At 33.5% G+C, this 23,498-nt stretch carries 21 protein-coding genes; 1 reads left to right on the top strand and 20 read right to left on the bottom strand.

The genetic code is table 11. The features are described 5' to 3' along the window. Positions 1-65: 65 nt before the first annotated feature. From KJ849_04015 to KJ849_03975, 9 genes are all read right to left on the bottom strand, one after another. Positions 66-1,325: an insulinase family protein gene (locus KJ849_04015; GenBank protein MBU2599726.1), complete on the bottom strand. Its 1,260-nt coding sequence runs from the start codon at positions 1,323-1,325 to the stop codon at positions 66-68. Further along, positions 1,326-3,407: a polyribonucleotide nucleotidyltransferase gene (pnp, locus tag KJ849_04010; protein ID MBU2599725.1), complete on the bottom strand. Its 2,082-nt coding sequence runs from the start codon at positions 3,405-3,407 to the stop codon at positions 1,326-1,328. Between the two features lie 121 nt (positions 3,408-3,528). After that, on the bottom strand, positions 3,529-3,798 hold the full coding sequence (gene rpsO, locus KJ849_04005) for a 30S ribosomal protein S15 (protein ID MBU2599724.1): 270 nt from the start codon (positions 3,796-3,798) through the stop codon (positions 3,529-3,531). Between the two features lie 179 nt (positions 3,799-3,977). Beyond that, complete coding sequence (locus tag KJ849_04000) at positions 3,978-4,940, bottom strand: bifunctional riboflavin kinase/FAD synthetase (GenBank protein MBU2599723.1); 963 nt, start codon at positions 4,938-4,940, stop codon at positions 3,978-3,980. Beyond that, the gene (gene truB, locus KJ849_03995) at positions 4,937-5,671 is read right to left on the bottom strand and encodes a tRNA pseudouridine(55) synthase TruB (protein ID MBU2599722.1); all 735 of its coding nucleotides are present in this window, start codon (positions 5,669-5,671) and stop codon (positions 4,937-4,939) included. The genes KJ849_04000 and truB overlap by 4 nt, the downstream gene beginning before the upstream one ends. A gap of 233 nt (positions 5,672-5,904) precedes the next feature. Continuing rightward, the gene (rbfA, locus tag KJ849_03990) at positions 5,905-6,267 is read right to left on the bottom strand and encodes a 30S ribosome-binding factor RbfA (GenBank protein ID MBU2599721.1); all 363 of its coding nucleotides are present in this window, start codon (positions 6,265-6,267) and stop codon (positions 5,905-5,907) included. A 176-nt stretch (positions 6,268-6,443) separates the two neighbouring features. Further along, complete coding sequence (infB, locus tag KJ849_03985) at positions 6,444-8,459, bottom strand: translation initiation factor IF-2 (GenBank protein ID MBU2599720.1); 2,016 nt, start codon at positions 8,457-8,459, stop codon at positions 6,444-6,446. Positions 8,460-8,471: 12 nt separating this feature from the next. Continuing rightward, positions 8,472-9,767, bottom strand: a complete 1,296-nt coding sequence (gene nusA, locus KJ849_03980) for a transcription termination factor NusA (protein MBU2599719.1) — start codon at positions 9,765-9,767, stop codon at positions 8,472-8,474. Between the two features lie 22 nt (positions 9,768-9,789). Beyond that, positions 9,790-10,245, bottom strand: coding sequence for a ribosome maturation factor RimP (locus KJ849_03975; protein MBU2599718.1), 456 nt, complete (start codon positions 10,243-10,245; stop codon positions 9,790-9,792). Positions 10,246-10,508: 263 nt separating this feature from the next. Here KJ849_03975 and KJ849_03970 point away from each other — a divergent pair, with 263 nt between their 5' ends. Then, the gene (locus KJ849_03970) at positions 10,509-10,580 is read left to right on the top strand and encodes a transposase (protein MBU2599717.1); all 72 of its coding nucleotides are present in this window, start codon (positions 10,509-10,511) and stop codon (positions 10,578-10,580) included. Positions 10,581-10,922: 342 nt separating this feature from the next. Here KJ849_03970 and KJ849_03965 read toward each other — a convergent pair whose 3' ends face one another. The 11 genes from KJ849_03965 to thiC all read right to left on the bottom strand — a co-directional run bounded on the left by KJ849_03965 (position 10,923) and on the right by thiC (position 23,363). Continuing rightward, on the bottom strand, positions 10,923-11,243 hold the full coding sequence (locus KJ849_03965) for a hypothetical protein (protein MBU2599716.1): 321 nt from the start codon (positions 11,241-11,243) through the stop codon (positions 10,923-10,925). An 11-nt stretch (positions 11,244-11,254) separates the two neighbouring features. Next, positions 11,255-12,310 carry a hypothetical protein gene (locus KJ849_03960; GenBank protein ID MBU2599715.1) on the bottom strand — a complete coding sequence of 352 codons (1,056 nt, stop codon included), beginning with the start codon at positions 12,308-12,310 and terminating at the stop codon, positions 11,255-11,257. A 111-nt stretch (positions 12,311-12,421) separates the two neighbouring features. Further along, complete coding sequence (locus tag KJ849_03955) at positions 12,422-14,203, bottom strand: DUF115 domain-containing protein (GenBank protein ID MBU2599714.1); 1,782 nt, start codon at positions 14,201-14,203, stop codon at positions 12,422-12,424. Between the two features lie 104 nt (positions 14,204-14,307). Continuing rightward, positions 14,308-16,050 (bottom strand): DUF115 domain-containing protein, encoded by a 1,743-nt coding sequence (locus KJ849_03950; protein ID MBU2599713.1) that lies wholly within the window; start codon positions 16,048-16,050, stop codon positions 14,308-14,310. A 222-nt stretch (positions 16,051-16,272) separates the two neighbouring features. Continuing rightward, the gene (locus KJ849_03945) at positions 16,273-17,031 is read right to left on the bottom strand and encodes a formyl transferase (protein ID MBU2599712.1); all 759 of its coding nucleotides are present in this window, start codon (positions 17,029-17,031) and stop codon (positions 16,273-16,275) included. After that, entirely contained in the window at positions 17,028-17,369 is a 342-nt protein-coding gene (locus KJ849_03940) for a GNAT family N-acetyltransferase (protein ID MBU2599711.1), read from the bottom strand. Before KJ849_03940 ends, KJ849_03945 begins: the two co-directional genes overlap by 4 nt. A 1-nt stretch (position 17,370) precedes the next feature. After that, positions 17,371-18,423, bottom strand: a complete 1,053-nt coding sequence (gene neuB / locus KJ849_03935) for an N-acetylneuraminate synthase (GenBank protein ID MBU2599710.1) — start codon at positions 18,421-18,423, stop codon at positions 17,371-17,373. Between the two features lie 122 nt (positions 18,424-18,545). Continuing rightward, the gene (pseG, locus tag KJ849_03930; protein ID MBU2599709.1) at positions 18,546-19,583 is read right to left on the bottom strand and encodes a UDP-2,4-diacetamido-2,4,6-trideoxy-beta-L-altropyranose hydrolase; all 1,038 of its coding nucleotides are present in this window, start codon (positions 19,581-19,583) and stop codon (positions 18,546-18,548) included. An 11-nt stretch (positions 19,584-19,594) separates the two neighbouring features. Continuing rightward, a complete protein-coding gene (locus KJ849_03925; GenBank protein MBU2599708.1) occupies positions 19,595-20,449 on the bottom strand; it encodes a glycosyltransferase family protein in 855 nt (284 codons plus the stop codon). Positions 20,450-20,455: 6 nt separating this feature from the next. Then, the gene (gene pseB, locus KJ849_03920; protein MBU2599707.1) at positions 20,456-21,439 is read right to left on the bottom strand and encodes a UDP-N-acetylglucosamine 4,6-dehydratase (inverting); all 984 of its coding nucleotides are present in this window, start codon (positions 21,437-21,439) and stop codon (positions 20,456-20,458) included. A gap of 625 nt (positions 21,440-22,064) precedes the next feature. Continuing rightward, positions 22,065-23,363, bottom strand: coding sequence for a phosphomethylpyrimidine synthase (gene thiC, locus KJ849_03915; protein MBU2599706.1), 1,299 nt, complete (start codon positions 23,361-23,363; stop codon positions 22,065-22,067). Positions 23,364-23,498: the final 135 nt, after the last annotated feature.

Genomic DNA, 23,498 nt, shown 5'->3' with positions numbered 1-23,498 from the left:
AACATTTCATTATTCCTTGGGTTTCTTTAAGGTATTTCACCTTAAAAATGTAGATTATTAGATTATTAATTAGAAAGAGAGATTTCAACCTTACATTCTTGTTCAGACAATGGACCAATAGTAGCGATAGATAGGTATTTTTCTTGGAAGATAGAAGAAGCAACTCTTTGAATATCTTCTATTTTGACAAGATCGATTTTTTTGATAGTTTCCTCTATGGTAAAGAGTTTATTAAAGTAAAGCTCTTGTTTAGCAATTCTAGCCATGTGATTAAAAGTGTCTTCCATAGAAAGGATTAAGCTCCCTTTATGATTTTCTTTAGCTTTATTTAATTCCAAATCCTTAATCTTCTTGTTCTTAATCTTAGAAAATTCATTTAAGACAATCTTTACGGTTTTATGATAATTTTTAGGACTAATGCCTAAATAAGTAGTGAATATTCCAGAAGAGGCATAGGAGGTTTGGTAAGAATAAACGGCATAAGCTAATCCTTTCTTCTCTCTAATCTCGTAAAAGAGACGAGAACTCATTCCTCCTCCTAAGATACTATTTAATAAATAAAGAGCATATCTATCCTCATGAGTATAAGGAAGCCCAATGGTGCCAAGACAAAGGTGCATTTGCTCGTAGTCTTTCTTTTGGCTATAAAGACAAGAGCTTACCTTAGGTGGCTCTTCTTTTAAGGAATTAGGAAGACCTTTTAGTTTTTCGAATAATTCTCTTGTTTCATCAAATACTCTTTGATGATTAATGTTTCCAGCTACAGAAATAACTATTTTTTCAGGTTGGTACATCTTATTTTTAAATTCCGAGATCATCTCTTTGGTTAAAACATTCACTACTTCCCTTGTTCCAGTAATAGGTTGTCCTAAGCTATGTCCAGCCCAAATAGTCTGAACAAATAAATCATGGATTAACTCATCAGGAGTATCTTCATACATCTTAATTTCTTCAATAACGACGTGCTTTTCTCTCCCAATCTCTTTCTTTTCAAAGAGAGAATTAAAGAACATATCAGATAAAAGATCCATGGCTAAGGAAAAATATTTAGAAACAACCTTAATATAGTAACAAGTACACTCTCGGCTAGTAAAAGCACCTAAAGTTCCTCCTACTCTATCCATAGTAGCGGCTATCTCTCGAGCAGATCTTTGATCAGTTCCTTTAAACATCATATGCTCAATAAAGTGAGAAATACCATTTTCTTGGGAACTCTCATGGCATGAACCTACATTTACCCATAAACCAATGGAAATGGAATCCACATGGGGTATTTCTTCGCTAATTATCCTTAAACCATTTTTTAAGACTTCTTTGTGAAACATCTAACCTTTGTCCGTTAAAGCAGCTTTACGACTTAAATTAATTCGACCTTGTTCATCAATCTCCATTACTTTTACTAAGACTTTATCGCCTTCTTTTAAAATATCCTCTACTTTTCTAACATGGTAGTTAGCTAATTGAGAAATGTGAACCAATCCTTCTTTTCCTGGTAACACCTCTACAAAAGCTCCAAAATTTGTTATCCTGATTACTTTTCCTTGATAAATTTTTCCTACCTCTACTTCAGCTATTAAACAATTAATCATTTCTAAAGCTTGATTAGCTTTTTCTTCATCGCAAGAAGAAATAGAAACTTCTCCTTTATCTTTAATATCAATCTTAGCTCCAGTAAGCTCAATAATATTTCGAATAATTTTTCCTCCAGGACCAATGACATCTCTAATTTTATCAGGATTTATTCCTATCTTAATAATCCGAGGAGCATAAATAGAAATTTTCTCGGCAGACTTTTGAATGCTTTTATTCATCTCCCCTAAAATAAAGAGTCGTCCTTCATAAGCTTGGTGTAAAGCTCCCTTAAGCATTTCTACACTTAAGCCTTCTACCTTAACGTCTAATTGTAAAGCAGTAATTCCTTCGCTTGTCCCGGCTACTTTAAAATCCATATCACCAATCTGGTCTTCTAACCCGGTAATGTCGCTCAAAATAATAATCTTTTCTTGGCTGGCAATAAGTCCCATGGCAATTCCAGAGCAAGGCCTTTGGATAGGAACTCCCGCATCCATCAAGGATAAAGTACCTCCGCAGACACTGGCCATAGAGGTAGAACCATTAGATTCTAAAATATCTGAAACTACTCTAATAGTATAAGGAAAGACCTCTCCATTAGGAATAAGAGGAGAAAGAGCTCTTTCGGCTAAAGCTCCATGACCTATTTCTCGTCTTCCAGGACCACGATCAGGCTTAGTTTCGCCTATGCTATAAGAGGGAAAATTATAGTGTAACATAAATTTCTTTCTATTTTTGCCTTCAAGGCTATCAACGATTTGTTCATCTTCTTCTGTTCCTAAAGTAGTAACTACTAAAGCTTGAGTTTGACCTCGAGTAAATAATCCAGAACCATGAGTTCGAGGTAAGATACCTACCTGGCAAGTAATAGAACGAATAGCTTTAGGATCTCGACCATCAGGCCTTTTCTCTTCTTTAATAATTCGTTCCCGAATCACCACTTTCTCATTTTCTTCTATAACTGCTTTAATTTCACCCTCTTTTCCTGGAAATTGATCTTTAAATCTTTCTATCGTCTCTTTTTCAACACTCTCCATTTGTTTTTGCCATTCTTGCTTAGTCAGTCCAAAATTTATATTTCTCACCTTTGGCTCTATAAATTCACTGACTAAATTCTTTAATTGTTTATTCACAGTAAAATTTTCAAAAATCAATTTTTCTTTATGGTATTGTTGATATAAATCTTCTTGTAGTTTTATTATCCTTCTTATATGTTCCTGACTAAATTCAAGAGCTTCTAAAATTAATCTTTCTGAAACCTCAGAAGCTCCACATTCAATCATCATTATAGAAGAGTTAGTTCCGGCAATAACTAAATCTAAAGAACTTTCTTTTTGTTCCTTAAGGGTTGGGTTAACAATAAATTTATCATTTATCCTTCCAATACGAACCACGCCAATAGGTTTGTCAAATGGAATATCTGAAATAATTAAGGCTGCTGAAGCACCAATTATCGAGATAATATCAGAACTATTTTCCCCGTCATAGGAAAACACAGTCGAGGTAATCGCTACCTCATTTCGAAAATCCTTATTAAAAAGAGGCCGTAAAGGACGATCGATCAACCGAGAAGTTAATATTTCCTTCTCTGTAGAGCGTCCTTCTCTCTTTATAAAACCACCTGGGAATTTTCCAGCAGCATATGTTCTTTCTTTGTGTTCGCAAATTAAGGGAAAAAAGTCTAGATCTTTTTTTGCCTCTTTAGAGGCTACTGCTGCCACCATAATGACAGTATCTCCATATCTTATTACCACTGCGCCATTGGCTTGGTTAGCCAAATTCCCTGTCTCTATAGATAAAACTCTACCTGCAATTTCTTGTTGTGTGCTAAACATGTAAAATCCTTTCTTTTGTTTTCGTATATTTAGTTTCTTGATAAAGAATAACGATTCCTATCTTTCTTTTACTTTCGTATATTTAGTTTCTTGATAAAGAATAACGATTCCTATCTTTCTTTTACTTTCGTATATTTAGTTTCTTGATAAGAACAAGATAACGATTACTATCTTTCTTCTTTAAATAATCCAAAAGACTTCTCCTTTGAGAAACAAGCTTAAGTAATCCTCTTCGAGAATGATGGTCTTTAGGATAAACTTTAAAATGTTCCGTTAAATAACTAATGCGAGCACTAAGTATAGCAATTTGAACTTCTGGTGAACCAGTGTCGCTTTCATGTTGCTTAAATTTTTCAATAATGTTTTTCTTATCTTCTAAAGCTAAGACCATAATTCCTCCTTTTTTTTATAAAAAGCTCATAACTCATAAAACTAAAAACCTTTTAAATTTAAGTTATTTTAACACAAATAAGTGTACTTGTAAATAAAAACCTTATTCTTTCTTTTCTTTAGCTAAAATCAAATATAAGTAAGCTGATACTTGAGTGCTTGCAAGATAAGACTAAAAGATTAAATTTTTTTCATTAAAGATAGGTAATCATCTCTATTTAAAATCTCACTTACTAAAATCTTGTCTTTCTCTATTTGTTTAATTAACTCTTGGCCATTAGGAAAACAAAACTCTGGACGGATCTTTTCTATAAAATACACCGTGATAGTCTCTTGGTAAATATCTTTAGAAAAGTTAAATAAGTGAGTTTCTAAGATTAAGTTTTGTTCTTTAAAAGTAGGACGAATACCTATATTAGTAAAACTTTGATAATATTTATTCTTATATTTTACAAAAGTAGCATATTCTCCTTGAGAAGGTATGACAAACTCTTTTTCTAATAAAAGATTAGCGGTAGGATAACCCATCTTTGCTCCTCTTTTACTACCTGCTGCTACTTTTCCAGTAATTCGATAGATGTGATTTAAGAGCTTATTAGCTTTTTTGATTTCTCCTTCGCTTATAGATTTTCTAATGACACTACTACAAACCACCTCTTTATCAATCTTCAAAGGAGAAATGCTTTCTACTTCAAAGCTATATTTTTGACTTATCTCTTTTAGTAAACTAAAATCCCCCCCCTTCTTAATTCCAAAAGTATGATCTGTTCCTACCCATATCTTCTTCATATTAAGCTTATCAATTAAAATTTGACTGACAAAGTCTTCTGGAGATAAAGTAGCTATTACTGGATTAAAGTTAATAACTAAGACCTTTTTTATGCCTAATTTTTTTATAAGCTTGATTCTTTTTTCTAAGTTATAAATTAATAAAGGAGAATTTTTAGAGATTACTTGAAGAGGATGAGGATAAAAAGTTATCACTAGACTTATTAGACCTTTAAAATTTCCTTCAGCAGCTACTCTTTTAATAATTTCTTGATGTCCTCGATGAACTCCATCAAAAACCCCTATAGTTACTATAGATCCACGCTTTTTAAGTAGTTTAGAATTAAAATTAAAGATATCTTTTATGAAGCTCATGAGAAGCCATTTAACACTTTTTCTATGGGTATTAAGTAATTAAAAAGAAGGTCATTTTCTATGATTTTAGTAAGTTTTTCTAAAGTGAGGGTGTCTTCAAGAAGAAATGAATCAATCCTAGTTCTGACAAGAGAAGACAAACATCCTCCATATCCTAAATAGTTACCTATATCTTCACATAAAGTCCTAATATAAGTTCCAGTAGAGCAACTTACTTTAAATACTACCTCTGGATAGGAATCTTCTTGATAGCTTATTAATTCTAAAGAGCTTATCATTACTTTACGCGGAACTCTTTCTACTATATACCCCTTCCTGGCCAATTGATATAACTTTTTTCCTTTCCACTTAACGGCAGAATACATAGGAGGAACCTGAGTTATTTCTCCAGTAAAACGTAAAAATGCTTCTTTTATTTGCTCTTCTTTTAAATTAACTGGTTCTTTTTTACTAAGAATGCTTCCCCAAATATCCTGGGTATCAGTAACAACCCCTATCTTCATTCCAGCAATATATTCTTTCCCTTTAGAAGATAACCAACTTGAAAGTTTAGTAGCTTGACCGAGGCAAATTAAAAGGACACCAGTAGCTTGAGGGTCTAAAGTTCCGGTATGTCCAATTTTTCTTATCTTGATGAGTCTTCTTAATTTTACGATAACATCATGAGAGGTCAAATTTTGAGACTTATAAATATTTAGTACTCCATCTATCTCTCTTTCGGAAGTATTCATTTAGGAATATACTCCTTTAGGAATATTTAGACCATCAATCTATTAGTACTCCATCTATCTCTCTTTTGGAAGTATTCATTTATGAATATACTCCTTTAGGAATATTTAGACCATCAATCTATTAGTACTCCATCTATCTCTCTTTTGGAAGTATTCATTTAGGAATATACTCCTTTAGGAATATTTAGACCATCAATCTATTAGTACTCCATCTATCTCTCTTTCGGAAGTATTCATTTAGGAATATTCAGCCCCTCGATAATCTTTAGAATATGATCACTGTATTCTATAGATAAATCATGTTTAAAGTTGATGAAAGGAATACATCTGAGGTTAAGATTTTTAGCTATTTGACCCTTAATAAATCCCTTAGCTTGAGATAGTCCTTCTAAAGTCCTTTTTATCTCTTCTTCATTTCCATAAATACTTATAAAGACATCGCAATTTTTTAAGTCTTTAGAAAGTTTTACCTTGGTGACTGTAGCAAAGCCAATTCGAGGATCCTTTATCTTTTTAGTAACAATTAAAGTGCTAATCTCTTCTTTGATAAGTTCTGCTACTCTTAAATGTCTTTGAAGATTATGGCTCATAGTCATTAACTACTCTTTTGATGGGAGATGAAGTTTAGCGATCCAAGTACTTGTAACCATAGTTATTAGGGGAAAATTAATGAATAGAGGTAAGAATAGAGGTAAGAATCAGAAATAAAATTTTATCTTAACTTTTTATCTTAGCTTTTTATCTTTAATGTTAATGATTTTTAAATTAAATTTTAAAGTTTAGCTGGTATCCTTTCTAAGACATATACTTCTAAAATATCACCTATCTTTACATCATCAAAATTTTCAATTTTAAGACCACATTCAAATCCAGCTGCTACTTCCGAGGCATCATCTTTAAATCGACGAAGAGAAGCAATCTTTCCTTCGTAGACTACTATTCCTTCTCTTACTACTCGCAAACTTGCACTCCGAGTAACTTTTCCTTCTCGCACATAACAACCAACAATTACTCCTATTTTAGGGGTTTTAAAAAGATCTCTAGCTTCTGCTATACCAAGGGTATTTTCTTTATATTCTGGCTCTAATAGTCCCTCTAAAGCTTTCTTGATATCAGAAATTACCTCATAAATAATTCTATAAGTTCTAATATTAATATCTTGATGAGAAGCTATTTTAGCTGCATTAGCATTAGGGCGAACATTAAATCCTATAATGATCGCATGGGAGGTTTGGGCTAATAAAACATCTGACTCATTAATTCCACCAGTTCCTTGATGAATAATCTTAATCTTTACTTTTTCAGTCTCTAATTTAGTTAAGGAATCTCTAATTGCTTCTACGGAACCTTGAACATCAGCTTTTAAGACAATATTAAGTTCTTTAATTTTTCCTTGCTTAATTTGATCAAATAAGTTCTCCAAGGTTATTTTCTTTGAACTTACTTCTTTCTTCTTTTTTAAAGCTTCTTGCCTTTTTAAGCTCATTTGTCGAGCTTCTCGCTCATTTTCTGTAACAAAAAAATAATCACCCGCCAAAGGAAGACCAGAAAGTCCTAAAACTTCCACCGGAGTGGAAGGAAGGGCCTTCTTAATCCATGCTCCAGCATCACTAAACATTCCTCTTACTCTTCCATAATATTGGCCTACGACAAAGAAATCTCCAATCTTCAAACTTCCTTTTTGAACTAAAAAAGTAGCTACTGGTCCTTTAGATTTATTTAAATGAGCCTCAATTACTGTGCCTTTAGCTTTTTGATTAGGATTAGCTTTTAGCTCTAATATTTCTGCTTCTAAAAGCAACATTTCCAAGATGTTCTTTAAGCCTAGCTGCTTTTTAGCTGAAACTTCTACAAAAATAGTCTTTCCTCCCCATTCTTCTGGAACTAAATCATATTCGGCTAGTTGTTGTTTTACCTTATTTAAGTTAGCATTAGGTAAATCTATCTTATTAATAGCTACCACAATAGAAACATTAGCTGCTTTAGCATGGTTGATTGCTTCTACCGTTTGAGGCATTACTCCATCATCAGCAGCTACAACTAAGACTACAATATCTGTCACTGAGGCACCTCGAGCTCTCATTGCTGTAAAAGCTTCATGCCCAGGTGTATCTAAAAATACAACTTCTCCCTTATCTAATTTAACCTTATAAGCTCCAATGTGTTGAGTAATTCCTCCTGCTTCTTTAGAAGCGACGCTAGAAGCTCGAATAGCATCTAAAAGCAATGTTTTACCATGATCTACATGCCCCATAATGGTAATAATAGGAGGTCGAGGAACAAGTTGGCCTTCATCTTCCACTTCTTCCTTTAGTAGGATCTCTTCTTCGGTAATAATTTTAAATTCAAGGTCATAGTGTAAGGCTAAAGTATCTAAAATGTCTTGATCGTAATAATTATTTATAGTGCATACTTTTCCATTTTGGATTAAAATCTTAATAACTTCATTAACTGGTTTTTGAAGATGGCCAGATAATTCTCCAATAGTAAGAGATTCAGGAATCTTTAAGATATGAAGCTTTTTTGAAATCTTTTCTATTTCTTTTATTTCTTCTTTTATTTCTTTAATAAGAGGTTCTTCTTTAATAAGAGGTTCTTCTTCCTCTTTAAGAGGTAAGGGAGTTTTTTTCTCTGGAACAAGCTTTTTATGAAGATTAATAATTTTCGTCGTGGTGTCATTATCAATAGAGCTTACATGAGAAGCAGCTTTAATACCAAAAGAAGTTAACTCTTTGATAAGCTCTTTACTAGAAACATTTAATATTTTGGCTAACTCATGAATACGCATTACTCTCTTTACCTACTTACTAATACTCTTTGCAGAGACTTTTATTACTTCAGCAATATTCTTTCCTACGCCTTTTAGCTTAGTTAATTCCTCTACCGAAGCTTTTAAAATGCTTTCTCCATCTTTATACCCAACTTCTATTAATCTTTGAACAATAACCTTACTTACTCCTGGAAGATCAAGAGGAATTTCTTCTACTGTTTCTTCTACTTTTTCTATTTTAGTCCCAGCAGTCATCGCTTCTAATTTTTTTGTTGTTTCTTCTTTCAATTCTTCTTTCAATTTTTCTTCCCCTTGAATGTCAATACGCCAGCCAGTTAATTTAGCGGCAAGCTTAACATTTCGTCCATTTTTTCCAATAGCCAAAGAAAGCTGGTTATTGGGGATAATAACCTTTGCTTGCTTCTCTTCTTTGTTAATAGTAACACTAGTGACTTTGACTGGACCTAAAGCATTTTTGATAAAAACAACTGGATCGGAATTATAAAGAATTACATCAATCTTTTCTTCATTAAGTTCCTGAATAATAGTATTAATCCGAGTTCCTCTTACCCCAACACAAGTACCTACGGGGTCAATAGAGCTATCATTAGAAACTACAGCAATCTTAGAACGAAAACCGGGATCCCTCGCTATCGACTTTATTTCTACTATTTTTTCATAAATTTCTGGAATCTCTAATTCGAATAATTTTTTAATTAAATTTGGATGAGTTCGAGATAAGGTAACATACGTTCCCTTGAAACCCATTTTGACATCGGAAATATAACTCTTAATTCTATCTCCTATTCCATATTCTTCTGTAGGAATTTGTTCTTTTGAAGATAAAATACCTTCTATGTTACCTAAATTTACATAGATATTTCCTTTGGCTATAGTTTGAACAGAACCAGTAATTACATCTCCAATCTTTTCTCTAAATTTTGTGTAAATAATCTCTTTTTCTGCCTCTCGAATTCTTTGAGTAATAACTTGCTTAGCTGTTTGAGCAGCAATACGACCAAAATCTTTGATTTCATTTTCAATCTCTATTTCTTCTCCTATTTTTATCTGAGAATTTATTCTTTTGGCTTCTTCTATGCTTATCTCTAAAGAAGAACTCTTTACTTCTTCTACTACCTTTTTCTTAATAAGAATCTTTATCTCTTCTGTGCTGATATTTACACTAACCTTAACATTAGCATTAACGCCATAGTCTTTTTTATAAGCTGACATTAAAGCATCTTCAATGGTTCCTACTAAAGATTGCTTCTTTATACCTTTTTCACTTTCAATTTGAGATAAAATATTGTAGAGTTCTATCTTCATAAATTTTCCTTAAAATTTCTAATTATTTTAATTCAAGCCTTAGTTTAGCCTTGATTATTTCTTGACAAGGAATTTGTATTAATTCTGAGGTATCTTTAACTTGTAAAGTCAAAATATCATCCTTTAAATCTTTTATATAACCTAGATAGCTCTTTTTTAAGTCTTGGCTGCTTATTTTTATCTCGGCTAAATGACCTTTATATCTTTGATAATCTTCCTTATTTCGCAAGGGTCTTTCAATTCCAGGAGAAGAAACCTCTAACCGATATTTTCCCTCCATAAAATTATCCAGCCGACTTCCTATAAAATGGCTAATCTCCTCACATTTATCTACCGTTACGCCATTCTCACTGTCAATAAATATTCTTATTAACCAGCTTTTTTTTAACCTAACACATTTAATATCGAATAAGTTTATGTTTAACTCTTCTTGGTGAGGAATAATTACTTCTCTAACCTTATCTATGATAGATTGCATAAATAAAACATCCCATAAGAATTAAAGAGTAAAGCCCCCTCTTTTTATCAAGTCTTTTTAGTTTATATTACCTAATTTATTTTGTCAATAGGAAAATTCCTACTGGCAGCAATTCTCATTATATTATAAGAATATTATAAGATTTTACAAATTTGATTCTAATCCAGCCTTTTTAATCACACCTTATATTTTTTATATTATATATATATAGCATGGCAGGAAAATCATGGCAGAAAAAGCTCAGTATATCTTGAACTCAGTATATCTTAAATTGGTTTAACAAGAAGATTAGCTCGGCTATCTCGGAGGGGTTTAATAATAAGATAACAGCTTAAACGAATGGCTTATAGATATAAAGACATTCATTACTTTAAACTAAAAATTCATCAACATTGCGGATATTTGAATCCGATAAGAAAGAACCAAAAAAATAGCTAAGTAAATAGGTAGCTCTACTTACTTAGCTTTTGATATGAGAAATTGTTTGATATGAGAATTACTTTAAAAAAACCGCCTTAAATGAGAACTTTAATTTCCGATCGATATGTTTTTTCAAGTAATGATTTTAGGGAGGATTCATCATTACTTTTCTTTTAACTTATCGTTCTACCTTATATATCGGTTAATCTTAAAAAATCTTTAGCAATATTTATGCCAAAATTTTAATGATTTTAAAATTATCCTGCCCAATCGGTTAATGAAGATATATAATCCTTAGAGCCATCCTGGACCCATCTGTCAATTAGATTTGGGTCTTTAAGTTGTTGTCCTCTTCTTCTTGAAACGGCCAGATATTGAACCTCTATTTCCTCTAAGTGGGTAATATGGCATTGCTGACAAAAATAAGCTAAATATTGCCCCCTGAAAGGTTCAAGCTCTATCTTTATTCGGGCACTAACTAAAGAAGCATGGCTTTCTTGAAACTGGGAACAATTAACCATACAAGCTAAACACCCAGAACAAATAGAGTAATCATAAACTATTTTTTTATCCTTCACTCTCTGCCTCGTTAGATTATAACTTCACCAAATAATTTAGCCACCGCTTGATCTAGGCTCTGTTTTGGACCAAATAAAAAGAGCAGCTTAATTGAAGAGCATTGTTCTTCTCCAGGGAGAAGAACTTTTGCCGGAGCGTGGCTTTCGAGTTCGGCAAAAGCAAGCTCTTTCCCTTCAAAGTGATTATAAACCTGAATTACATCACCACTTGAACGTAGGTCATCTTTTGGTTTATCTACGTACTTACCGTTAATAAGATTTGGAAAGGATTTTAAGATAAGATAAGAATATTTCTCTTCTATCCTTGGTACATATCCTATCTTGCCCCTCGTCTTGTCTGGGGGAAAGCCTACTTTGTATCTTTTCTCACCATCAACAAATACAGAAAGACAATCCTTGCTTATCTTCATTCTTTCCATAGATAGAGGTTCATAGTAATCATAATAGATTTGACCTGTTGTCTCTGCTAAGGGAACAATTACATCTCCTGGTGGAATAACCGCCAGAATACTCCAGAGACCAATTTTTTCAAAGATGGTGACCATTGTTTTATTGGTCAGGCAATGTTCAAATAAGAGAGAAATATATCTTAAATTGGGGATGTTTTTTAAAATAAGAAAAGAGTCTTCGTATTCTTCTTGGGTCTCAAGAGTAATTTTACGGGTAAAAGAGAGATGGTAATGAGTATGGTCATAGGTCTCTACATTAAAGTCATTCTTCATAGCTATTAATCTATCTGGCCAATATTCAGTAACCTGATAGTTTCCAGGGTCCATTTGAGAAGGCACTTGCCAAGATTCTAAGCCATTTAAGATGTAGATGCTCTTTTGTGTCCATTCTGGGGCATACCAAGTACGGTGTCCTCCTTTATTCCAGCCCTCGAAAGAGACCTTATTTACCCAGAGAAGGTTTTGAGAATCAAAAAAGGCTCCCAAAAGGCGACCCCCAAAGGCCGGTACTACCAGAATAGATTCTCTTTCCGAAGAGCTTAATTGGTAATAACTAATCTTTTTTTTAGAAAGAAGGGTTAATAATTCTCCTTTAGAAAGTTTATTTAGTTGGTCCATTTGCATTTTTTCTCTATAATTTCCTATCCGATATCTCGCGAGCCAGTGTTGGATGGAAGTCATCTAATTCCATCTGCCTGGCTAAAAATTTGCCATAATACGAACGTATCGTTAGCTAACAGGTTTAAGCTTCTTAATCTTTTTTTCTGCTGGGTATAAGTATCTAAGCATCAAGTGAGTAATATTATCTATTTCTTGGAAAAAATACTGATAAGATAGAGCAGTAACTTTAAGTGACTTTTCTTTAAAGTCTTTTTCTATTTCAAACATCATTCGTTGAAGATCCCAATTTGAAAAAAACATAAACCTATTTAAAGAAGCTATTTCTTGATAAAGAAGTTTAGCTCTATTTAATAGTTGAGTTATTTTTGGAGAGACATTACCTTCATTATCTTTAATTTGATTGATAAAATTTTCACAAATGCTCTTACCTTGGATGCTTAATTGAGAAGCGATTTGGTATTCTTCAATGATATTTTTAAACTCCTCAATTAATTTCTTAAGGGAAGGAACTTTATGGTTTTTTTGAATCTTATTAATCACCTTAAAGATATTAATCTTCTTTTGGCCATATTGATCTATTACCTCTCTTAATCTTAAGAATTTTGTCCCTTCGATTTTAGCCCCACCTTCAGTAGCATTAATATAAGTAAGATCAGGAGTTTCTTTAATTTCTTCTTCAAACCATAATTTCCATTGCTTCATATTGATACTTGTTTTTATCATCTGTCCAAAATTATCTTCCACAAAAGTAATCTCTGTCTTAGTAATATGCTGATCTGATTCTTTTGCTAACCTCTCTGGCGCGCCTTTGGCGTAAAAGACATTATCTGGAAAAGAAAGATCTTGACCGGTAAAGATAATGGGATTACACCCCATAGCTTGAGCCAAACTAAAACAATTGGTGGCCACAGAACCTAGCCTACTTAAAAATCCCTTAGGATCAATAAAGTGTTCTATCCATTGAGCAAAAGGATAACCTCCGTTCTCTATAAAGATAGGTCCTTTGAAATTATTAATGGTGGGAGGATAAGTAAAAGAACTTGGTAAAAGACAAAGATTTTTAAATAACCAACCCTTAAAACAGTCAATATTTTTAGGATTTGCCTCAAGGCTATAGACAAAGTGTGGTTCAATCTTGTTCTTCATTAAGATAGGTAAAGCGGTGTCGACAGAAATGAGGATAAAATACTTTTTGGCTTCTTTTAATAATTTGACATTTTTATTTAAAGAAGGTCCGGTAGAAACAATGACCGCTGGAACTTGAGAAAATTTATTAAAAAGGGTATTAATGCCTGGATTTTTAAGAAAATGAACAATATTTTTTAAAAAATTACGAGGCCAAATCTTGGTAAAATGAGCTAAAGTAGCAATATTAACATAAGCTTCAGTGCTAATCTCTTTTAATATTTCTTTAACTTTTTTAAAGTAGTCTAAGTTATACTTTGTAAAATTTTCATTTTCAATTGTTTCAAGATCTACGACAGTAAATATTATCAAATGCTCTCTAATTTTTTGCTTAATTACTTCTGGAGCTTCTCCAATAGATAATATAAGGCGCTCGTCTGCTAAAATAGAAGAAAGATCCTTGAGATAAAGAGCTGCCTTAAAGATACTTAAATCAGGATCAGCAATAATGATAAAGGTTTTTTTAGGAACTTGACTTAATAAAGCTTTAATATGATCTCCTGTTCCAAATCCAAAAACAACTACAATATTACTATGAGAAAGATCCTTATCAAAAGTAATAGATCCTTCGCAAGCTAAAGAAAGAGCCAATTCATAGTTTGGTTGGACATCTTTTAACTTTTCTAAAAGATCAAATCTTTTTTCTCTTAAAAGGTTAAGATTTTTAGCATAATTATTAGGTTTATCGATAATAGGTCTATCCATAAAAGATGTTACCTTTTAATTTATTGTCTATGAATTTGAAAGTGCTTTTAAAATTGTCATTTCGAGCAAAGTGAGAAATGACTAAAGCTGCTGTCGAAGGTGGTTTAATTTATTAAAGATTCTAATTTGGGTAATATTTTTTCAAAAGAGATCAACAACTGACGCGAGAATTTAGTTATTTCTTTAAAGAATAATAAATAGTTATTTAATACTTCACTCTTCCTACCTTTTTTTAACCTATGAAGAAGAGATTCTATTGATAATTTATTAGCTTCCATAAAATTAGGCAGAGAGATGATATCCTTAACTATCATTGATAAGCTAAGATGCACTTGGTGATTTCTACTAATATCTTTACTTTTATCTTTACTTTTATTAGACTTGTGTCTTTTTATGAGCTCTTTTCCTTGAGAGCTATAAATTAAAATAGTTTGATACTCTTCTACCAAAGTCTTGATAGACAAAATAACTTTTTCTATATCTTGATTAGGTTTTTTAAAGGTTTCATTAATGATGTCGGTTATATTTAAATTATTTTGGCAATAAGCATCAATTACAGCTTGAAGAACCATAGGTTCAGTTCCTTTTACCTTGGCTCCACCTTCAGTAGCATTAATAAATATTCGATCTTGATGACAGGCAATCTCTCTTTCAAACCATCTTAAATAAACCAACATACCGCTATCGCTGGCTACCTTTTCTCCGTAGATACTTTCTAACCAGACAGTCTTTCTTTTCTTGGCATCATCTTTTTTTGCTTCAATAAAAGAACTACCTATCTCATCAGCATAATATTTTCCCTGAGAATAAGATAAATCTTGGCCAACAAAGATAATAGGATTAGCCCCTAAATTAATAGCCAAACTAAAAGATGTTGCTCCTACGTTACCCCCTAAAGATATACTTTCTTTAAGATTAATTACCTTTGAAAACCATTTAGTTATAGGATTAGAAGAATGGATAAAGAAAACTTTTTCTTTAAATTTGTTTATAGTCTTGGGGGCAACTTCTTCACTGGCTATTAAGTAAGTATTTCTTAGTTTTATTTTTTTGAAACATAAGTAATTTTTAAGATTAAACTCTATGCTTGTTACAAAATCTGGTTCAATCTGGTGTCTCTGTAATACTTTTAAAGCTGTGTCTACGCATATTATTATAGCTTTATTTTTAGCATGTCTTATAAAAGAAACGTTTTTACTTAAGGAGGGGCCAGAAGAAACGATAATGGCTGGAACATTCCTGAATTTATTGCTAAGTTCGCCAACTCCAGGGTGGCATACAATTGCTGGAAGATTCTTAATTGTATTTATTTCTGAAATGTAGTTGGAGCGTAAAATTGATCCTAAGTTTAAGTAAGCAATATATTGAATTTCATTAAGTTGATTTAAGACTTTTTCATAAAAGTCAGGAGCAAGATTCATAGAAATGGGATTTTTAATAATCTTAAAAGTTTCGGCTAACATCACCTCGCCAAAGTATTGTTCTATTCTACCTCGGGTAGCTAATAATAAGTCTTCATCAAAACTAAGGCTAACTTGTTGGTGAGAAAAAATATCCGATAGATCAATGCTTTCTAATAAAGCTTTAAAGGTACTAAGATCATGGTCTATAATTAATATTAAGCTTGATTTAGAACTGGAGCTAATTACTTTTCTAATATGGTCACCTAAGCCAAATCCTAAGATGACAATGACATCATGAAATTTAAGATCATCATCTATGACTAAATCAAGTTTTTGGCTAAGATAGGGAAGTGGCCCTTCTTTATTTGGTTTTACTTTTTTTAGTTTTGCCACTAAATAAGGTTCAATTTTTTTTAATATTTGTACATTTTTTTGAAATAACAATGACCTAACTCTCAAGGTAAATAATTTGAATATGTATCTTAAAAATCATAAACGTAGCCGTCAGCTAAGGCTAACAAATCAGGCAGTGGTGTGCCAAGCACTCCTTTCTCTTGCCTTAACGGACTTATCCCTAATAAAACTGCTATCTGAAAACTGATACCTGAACGTTTGTTAAGAATCAAGAGCCTTGAATGTTTCTCCCAAATTCAACTTCCTTTTCCATTATTCTTCCTTTTCCTTCCCCAATTCTAATTGCAAATAGATCTTCTTCCCTTCAGCTTCGCAATAAGCACCTTTATAGGGCGAAAAGGTTCTTGCCCTCAAGATATTTAATAAGTCTTTAGCTTTGTAGCTACTGTTCAAATCTATACAATCAATTTTTTCTATATCCTTTGTCCGATGATAGGTTCCCTTACCAACCGGCTTTATTCTTCTATTAGTGCTATTCTTTATATCCTCCCATGTTCCCTGAAACAGTTTTAAAGAGGCATCTTCCAATTTATGGTAAAGAGTCTCGCCAGTATCATTAAATTCAACCTTAATCTCCTTTTGGGCAATTATGTCACCGGTATCTATTCCTTCATCAATATAATGCAAAGTCACACCGGCTGGAGTTTCTTCAATTATACTCCAGATATTAGGATGAGCTCCTCGGTTGTAAGGCAAATAGGATGTATGAAGGTTTATGCAACCCTGAGGAAAGATATCCAGAAACTCTTTCTTTATTGTATACCCAAAATTAACACTTATGCCTATATCCGGGCTTAAACTCTTAATCTTATTAAGACAGTCAGATTGACTAATCCCATTTCCTAGAAATATCATTTCTTTCATCAGTCCTGAAATCTTTTGCATCTCTTTGGCAAACTTTGCCTTTTCTGGAGGATGAATTACCAGTCCAACTATATTTTCCTCCCTTGTCTTCAGCCACTTTAGAACATTCAGCCCTATTCGATTGTTGCCCAGATAGAGGATTTTCATCTTGCCTTCCTCCGTCTGGGGTTAAAAGGACAAGATTTTGAAATTAATTGACTGCCAATCCCTTTTCTCCTCTTTTCTGGAGCAATATTTATATGAACTTCAGCAAAAAACTCATCTTTAATATCAAACCGGGCCACTCCGCATTTCTCATTTTTATCATCAATCCCAATATAAAATAGCCTATTGGAATCCTTTAGGGCTTCCTTAAGCCAACCACAGTGTTCTTCATACGAAACTTCTTCCCTATTAAAGGATTGTTCCCTGCTCACCGGATCATTTTTCCAGTGGTAGAGGTCATCACAGTCTTCTAATTTTGCCTCTCTCAGAATTAAATCCACTTTATATCATCTCCCAGAACAGGATATCATCTTCTTCGATGTCAACTCTAGCTGATCTGCCAATAACTAAATTAAGCATCTTTGTAGGAATACCATAACCTGGTCTCTTGACCTCGATCATTTCTCGGGTAATCACTGTTTTCTTAGGAATATTACAGGCTGCCACTAAACTCCTTCTCCCTAAACGATACAGCTCCTTTTCTGCTTGAGTGCACCTTTTGATTGGAGAACCCAATGCCTTTTCAGTATCTCTTATGGCCTGAACCATTACCTTTAGTTCATCTGGCTCCAGGGCAAAGAAATGATCAGGTCCTGGTAGTTTTCTATCTAAGGTAAAATGTTTCTCTATCGCACAGGCACCTAATGCTACAGCCGCAATATCAGATACAATTCCTAAGGTATGGTCAGAAAATCCCACTGGCAGTTGAAATGCCTGCCTCATTGTCTCCATTGCCCGTAAGTTCAAATCTTCATACTTAGGAGGATAGCTTATGGCGCAATGGAGTAAAATAACATTTTCATTACCTTGTTTATAAATAACTTCTAAAGCTGTTTCAATATCTGAAAGGTCAGCCATACCAGTTGAAAGAATAATCGGCTTGCTAGTTTTGGCCACATGCTCCAAGAGAGGCAGATGAGTGATCTCAAAAGAGGCAATCTTATGAGCCAACATTCCTACTTCTTCAAGTTCGTCTACAGCCTGAAGATCGAAAGGTGTCGATAGGAAAATAACTCCCTTTTCAGCGCAATAGTCAGCCAAGTCCTTATGCCACTCTCTTGGTATCTCAATTCGTTTGATCAAATCCCAGACAGACTCTTCTTCTTTAGCTAATCTCTCTTTCTTTAAGTAGCTCATCTTTGGGGTTTTTTTAGAGTAAATTTTTTCAGCAGAATAAGTTTGAAACTTAACAGCACTTGCTCCTGCCTCAGCCGCAATATCAATCAGCTTTAATGCCTGCTTGAAATCCCGATTGTGATTACTTCCTGCCTCGGCAATGATAAAGCAGGGTTCTCCTTCGCCAACCAATTTATTACCTATCTTTACCTTCTTCATCGCTCTTCTCTATTGACTCTCTATAGCACTTATTAATGAAAATTTGACCTAGAGCAAATTAATTTAACTCCAAACAAGTTTATCTTTTGTTATTCGGTATTATTTCCTATGTCCGGTTTTCGTTAATAACTAACTCTATTGATTTGCTTTGTAATCTCCTCTACTACCCTCTCTACGCCTCTTCCATCAACTAACTCTCTGCCTTTCGTGCTCATCTTTTCTCGTTTATTTCTATCTTTAATCAAATTTTCTCCTGCCTTTTTGATATATTCTTCAGTAACATCTTCAAACCAATTCAAGTTTATAGAGGTGCCGTAGCTATCTAATTCCTCGGCAATCTTTTTCTGGTTATCTGCCATGACCATAATGATATTCGGTACCCCAAGATAGGCCAATTCATAGCAGGTACTCCCACCGGCACTGACGGCCATATCTGCCTTTTCCATTAAGTCAAAGATATCTTGAGGGTCACTCACAAGGAAAAATTGGTTACTTACTCCAATCTCTTTTCTAAGAAGTTCTTCGTATTGATAATGAGGCCCCATAATCACAGTAACCACAATATTATTCTTGATATCCTTAAGTGCCTTAACTATTTTTAGGGTTTGATTATCTGGATCGGTTCCACCAAGGGTGATCAAGATATTCTTAGCTATTTCTTTTATCTCCTTAAGTCCCTGTTTATCCCTAGCCTTCTTCCTTAAAAGGGCATATTCTGGTCCTAACAATAGCTTGGTATATTTTTCTATCGAATAATCACTATTTTGGGCACCAATGTTTTGATTAAGCACTATATCAGAACAGAAATGCAACTTTGCCAAATCATCGATACTCATCAAAATAATATTTAATTTTTTTAATTGTTCAAGATAAGACTGATCAATCTCATAAGAATCAGTAATTACCAAATCAGGGCGGATGTTTTTAATCAAATTAATAGTTAAGTTTAAATCTTCTTCTAAGCTTATTTCTGAGGGTAATTTTTCTATTAAGTGACCATTACTAACAATCATTCCTCCTATCTTTGAATCAATATCCTTGGTGGCAAATACACACTTGATACCTTTTTCCTTTAAGCTTTCAGCTAGGCTTAGGCACCGACTAAGATGTCCTAACCCAACATTCCCCCCTCCATCAGTTCGAAAGATTATTTTATTCATCTTTATTCTAGCTAGACTTTCGTGAATTTTGCAATATTTTGAGATTCCAGAAACTCCTTGGCTCTTTTTAAATCTTGCAGTTCACATATTCTTATGACCTCTTTCATTTCTTCATTCAAGGTATCATATATTTTCTTTTGCGCAATTTTTTTATTGATGAGTTCTAACCAAGGTTTCCTCTGGAAAATTTGGATTATATCCCTGGCTTTGAAAAACATATTTTCATAATAAAGGTAATCAAAAATTATACAGAGCAAGACATAATCTTCTTCCGTATCAAGAGTAATTCTAATCTCGGGACAATTTAGTTTTTCTGGCGTTTTGACTAAAGTTATTTTGAACAAGTCAGGTCTTGTTTTGTAAATATATGGGGTAACATGTTCTCTTTCATAGTCATGTTGGGTATCTTTAAAAGCCTTTTCTAAAGTCTTGAAGTTTATCACCTCGGTACCTAAGCCACGAGGGAAGGTTCTTGAGTCATTTGATGTATAATCCGATTCAGTCTTTAAATGTTCTTTTATCGCTAAATCAACTAATTCAGAGTCGATACATGGGCAATCACTTGTTACTCTTATAACAAGATCTAAATTATTTTCATTTGCTGCTGAGTAATATCTACCTAAAACATCTTCTTTACTGCCTCTAAACCATTTTACATTTTCAGATTCGGCTATTTTTACAATTTTTTTGTCTTCTGGGTCGGTGGTGGTAGCCACAATAATTTCATTTACTTTTTTTGATTTATTAAGTCTCCTAATAACCTGCTGTAAAACGGTTATTCCACTTCCATACGGCAATTCTTTTAAAACTTTTCTTGGTAGCCTGCTTGAAGAAGTTCTTGCTTGAATAATAGCCCCAATCTTCATTTCTAATTACTCACCTAATATCTTTCTTAGTTCTTCTGGGGTTAAACACCAGTTATTTTTATCACTCCTATAGGAAAACCCTGGTGGTAGAGGCTTACCACCAGCTATTCTATGTTTTTGTATTGTTCGCCAAGGAAAGGCTGAGTAAATAATAAAACAATCCTCATATTCTAAGGTGTGCAGAGCTTCATCTTTTGAAATTAAGACTTCATGGATCTTTTCTCCAGGTCTAATTCCTACAAATTCATATTTGCATTTTGGGGCAATTACTTTAGCTAAGTCCATAATATTCATGCTCGGCAGCTTTGGAACAAATATCTCTCCACCTATCATTTTAGCTAAACATTTCAAGACAAATCTTACTCCTTGGTCTAAGGTAATCCAAAAACGAGTCATTCTTTTATCAGTAATGGGAAGTTTGCCGGTGGAAGAAAGTTTTTGAAAAAGAGGAATAACACTTCCCCGGCTACCGACTACATTTCCATATCTAACCACACTAAAATTGATATCCTTTTGGCCTATATAAGAGTTGCCGGCAATAAAGAGTTTATCAGAACATAGTTTAGTAGCTCCATAAAGATTAATTGGGTTCACAGCTTTGTCAGTACTTAGAGCAAGCACCTTTCCTACTCCTTGATCTATGGCTACATTGATAATATTTTCTGCACCTAAAATGTTTGTTTTAACTGCTTCGAAGGGATTGTATTCTCCCGCTGGAACTTGTTTTAATGCCGCTGTATGAATTACAATATCAACCCCTGCCAAGGCCCGATATAATCTTTCTTTATCTCTTACATCACCAATGAAATATCTGATATTTTTATATTCCTTTTCACTGAAGATCTGGCTCATCTCAAACTGTTTTAATTCATCTCGGCTAAATATAATAAGTTTCTTAGGATGATATTCTTTTAGAACTATTTCTGTAAATTTTCTTCCAAAAGAACCTGTTCCTCCTGTAATTAATAGAGTCTTATTTTTCAAGATCATATTTGTACCTACTTTTTTAAAGTTTATTTCCTCTTTTTGTATAAATTAAATATTTCCTGATGTCAATAATATTATTTGTCAGCAATTCTAATGATGAAATTATGAAAAAAACTGTCATGAAAAGATTTGCAGAATGTTGTCATACCAAGTTGCAATCAGAAATAAAATGTTGCAAGCTACTAAATATCTCAAATATCTTATTGTTTTGGATTTTGAATTTTGGTATTCGGATTTGTTTCGTATTTCGGATTTCGATATTCGGATTTAACCGTTTTTTCATATTTATACCGAATTGTTATTATACATTTGATTGCAATTTGGTATAAGGGCTATATTTAGTCCGAGGTCATCCGATAGGTTCTGGTGTTGTTAAGTCAACATGTAGGCATATTGTTAAGAATAGAATGGGAATATCAATGGCCTGCTGGGGAATTAGTGGGGCTGAATTAATTCTGAAGTTACGTTCAGTAGCAAAAAGCAATGATTGGGATGAATACGGGGAGTTTTAGACAAAAGAAGCCCAGAAGAATGAACTTTTTTCTGAAGGCAATAACTTTTTGATTTTACAGGAAAGAAAAATTGCTTAATTTTGGTGGCATTCAAATGAAATTTTCCTACTAAGGCATTATTTACACTCTGGTATCTTAGAAGCAAAAGTTTCATTGACAATCTTGATGGCACAATATTCTCCGCACATCGTACAAGTACTCTTATCCTTGGGGGCTCTTTCTTCTCTTAACTTTTCAGCTTTTTCTGGGTTAATGGCTAACTTGAACTGTTCTTTCCAATCTAAATTACGACGGGCATAAGCCATCTTTAAGTCATCTTCTCTTTTATTAAGCTTAATCATATCACCGATATGGGTAGCAATTTTAGCAGTAATTACTCCCTCTTTGACATCTTCAGGAAAGGGAAGAGCAACATGTTCTGGCGGTGTTACATAACAAATGAAATCAGCTCCATAGGCTGAAGAAAGAGCCGCGCCTACCGCCGCAGAAATATGATCATAACCAGGGGCAACATCGGTGGTTAAGGGACCTAACATATAAAAAGGAGCCTCTCCACTCATTCTTTTCTGAATAATCACATTGGTTTCTATTTCATCAATGGGAATATGACCTGGTCCTTCCACGATTACTTGAACTCCTGCTTTTTTAGCTTCATCAGCTAACTCGCAATTAAGGATTAATTCTTGCACTTGAGCTCTATCGGAAGAATCATGAATAGCCCCAGCACGCATGCCATTACCCAAGCTAAGAACCGTGTCGTATCTTTTCAAAATCTCTAATAAGCGACCAAATTGAGCATATAAGGGATTCTCTTCTTTGTTATGAAGCATCCAAGCTGTCATAAAAGCTCCTCCTCGACTCACTAACCCACCATAACGATAATTTTGCTTCTTCAGACGTTCTAAGGTGATTAAATTAATACCACAATGAATAGCCATGAAACCAATGCCATCACGGGCTTGTTTTTCTATTACTTCAAATAAAAAATCTGGTTTCATCTTAACCACCGAACCAAATTCTTGAATAGTCTCTATAGCGGCTTGATAAAGAGGAACATTTCCTACTGGCAAAGAGATTGCTTTTAAGATAGTTCTTCTTATTAAGTCTAAATCTCCTCCTGTGGAAAGTTCCATCAAAGTATCAGCTTGATATTTTTCCGCAATCTTTGCTTTATCTATCTCCATTTCTAAGTTTATAATATCAGGGGAGGTGCCTATACTGGCATTAACCTTAGTCTTTAATCCTTTGCCAATGCCTACCGGATTACACTCCCGATTGACATTAGCTGGAATAACCACTTTGCCTTTGGCTATCATGTCTCTTATGTATTCCCAAGAAACACCTTCTCTTTCCGCTACATCCTTCATCTCCTTAGTAACTTCTCCATTTTTAGCTCTTTCTGACTGGGTCTGCATTTATTTCTCTCCTTATTAAATAATAGAGACTATCATACTTTAAATTGTTTTTTTGTCAAGCCTTTAGTTAAATCCCCTGATAACTAACCGATCACCCAAAAACTAACTTTTTTGTTGCAAATTATCTTAAAAATA

It is taken from the genome of bacterium, assembly GCA_018830565.1.
Taxonomy (GTDB): domain Bacteria; phylum UBA9089; class JAHJRX01; order JAHJRX01; family JAHJRX01; genus JAHJRX01.
The sequence above is the reverse complement of the archived record's forward strand: the minus strand, read 5'-3'. Positions and strand labels throughout refer to the sequence as shown.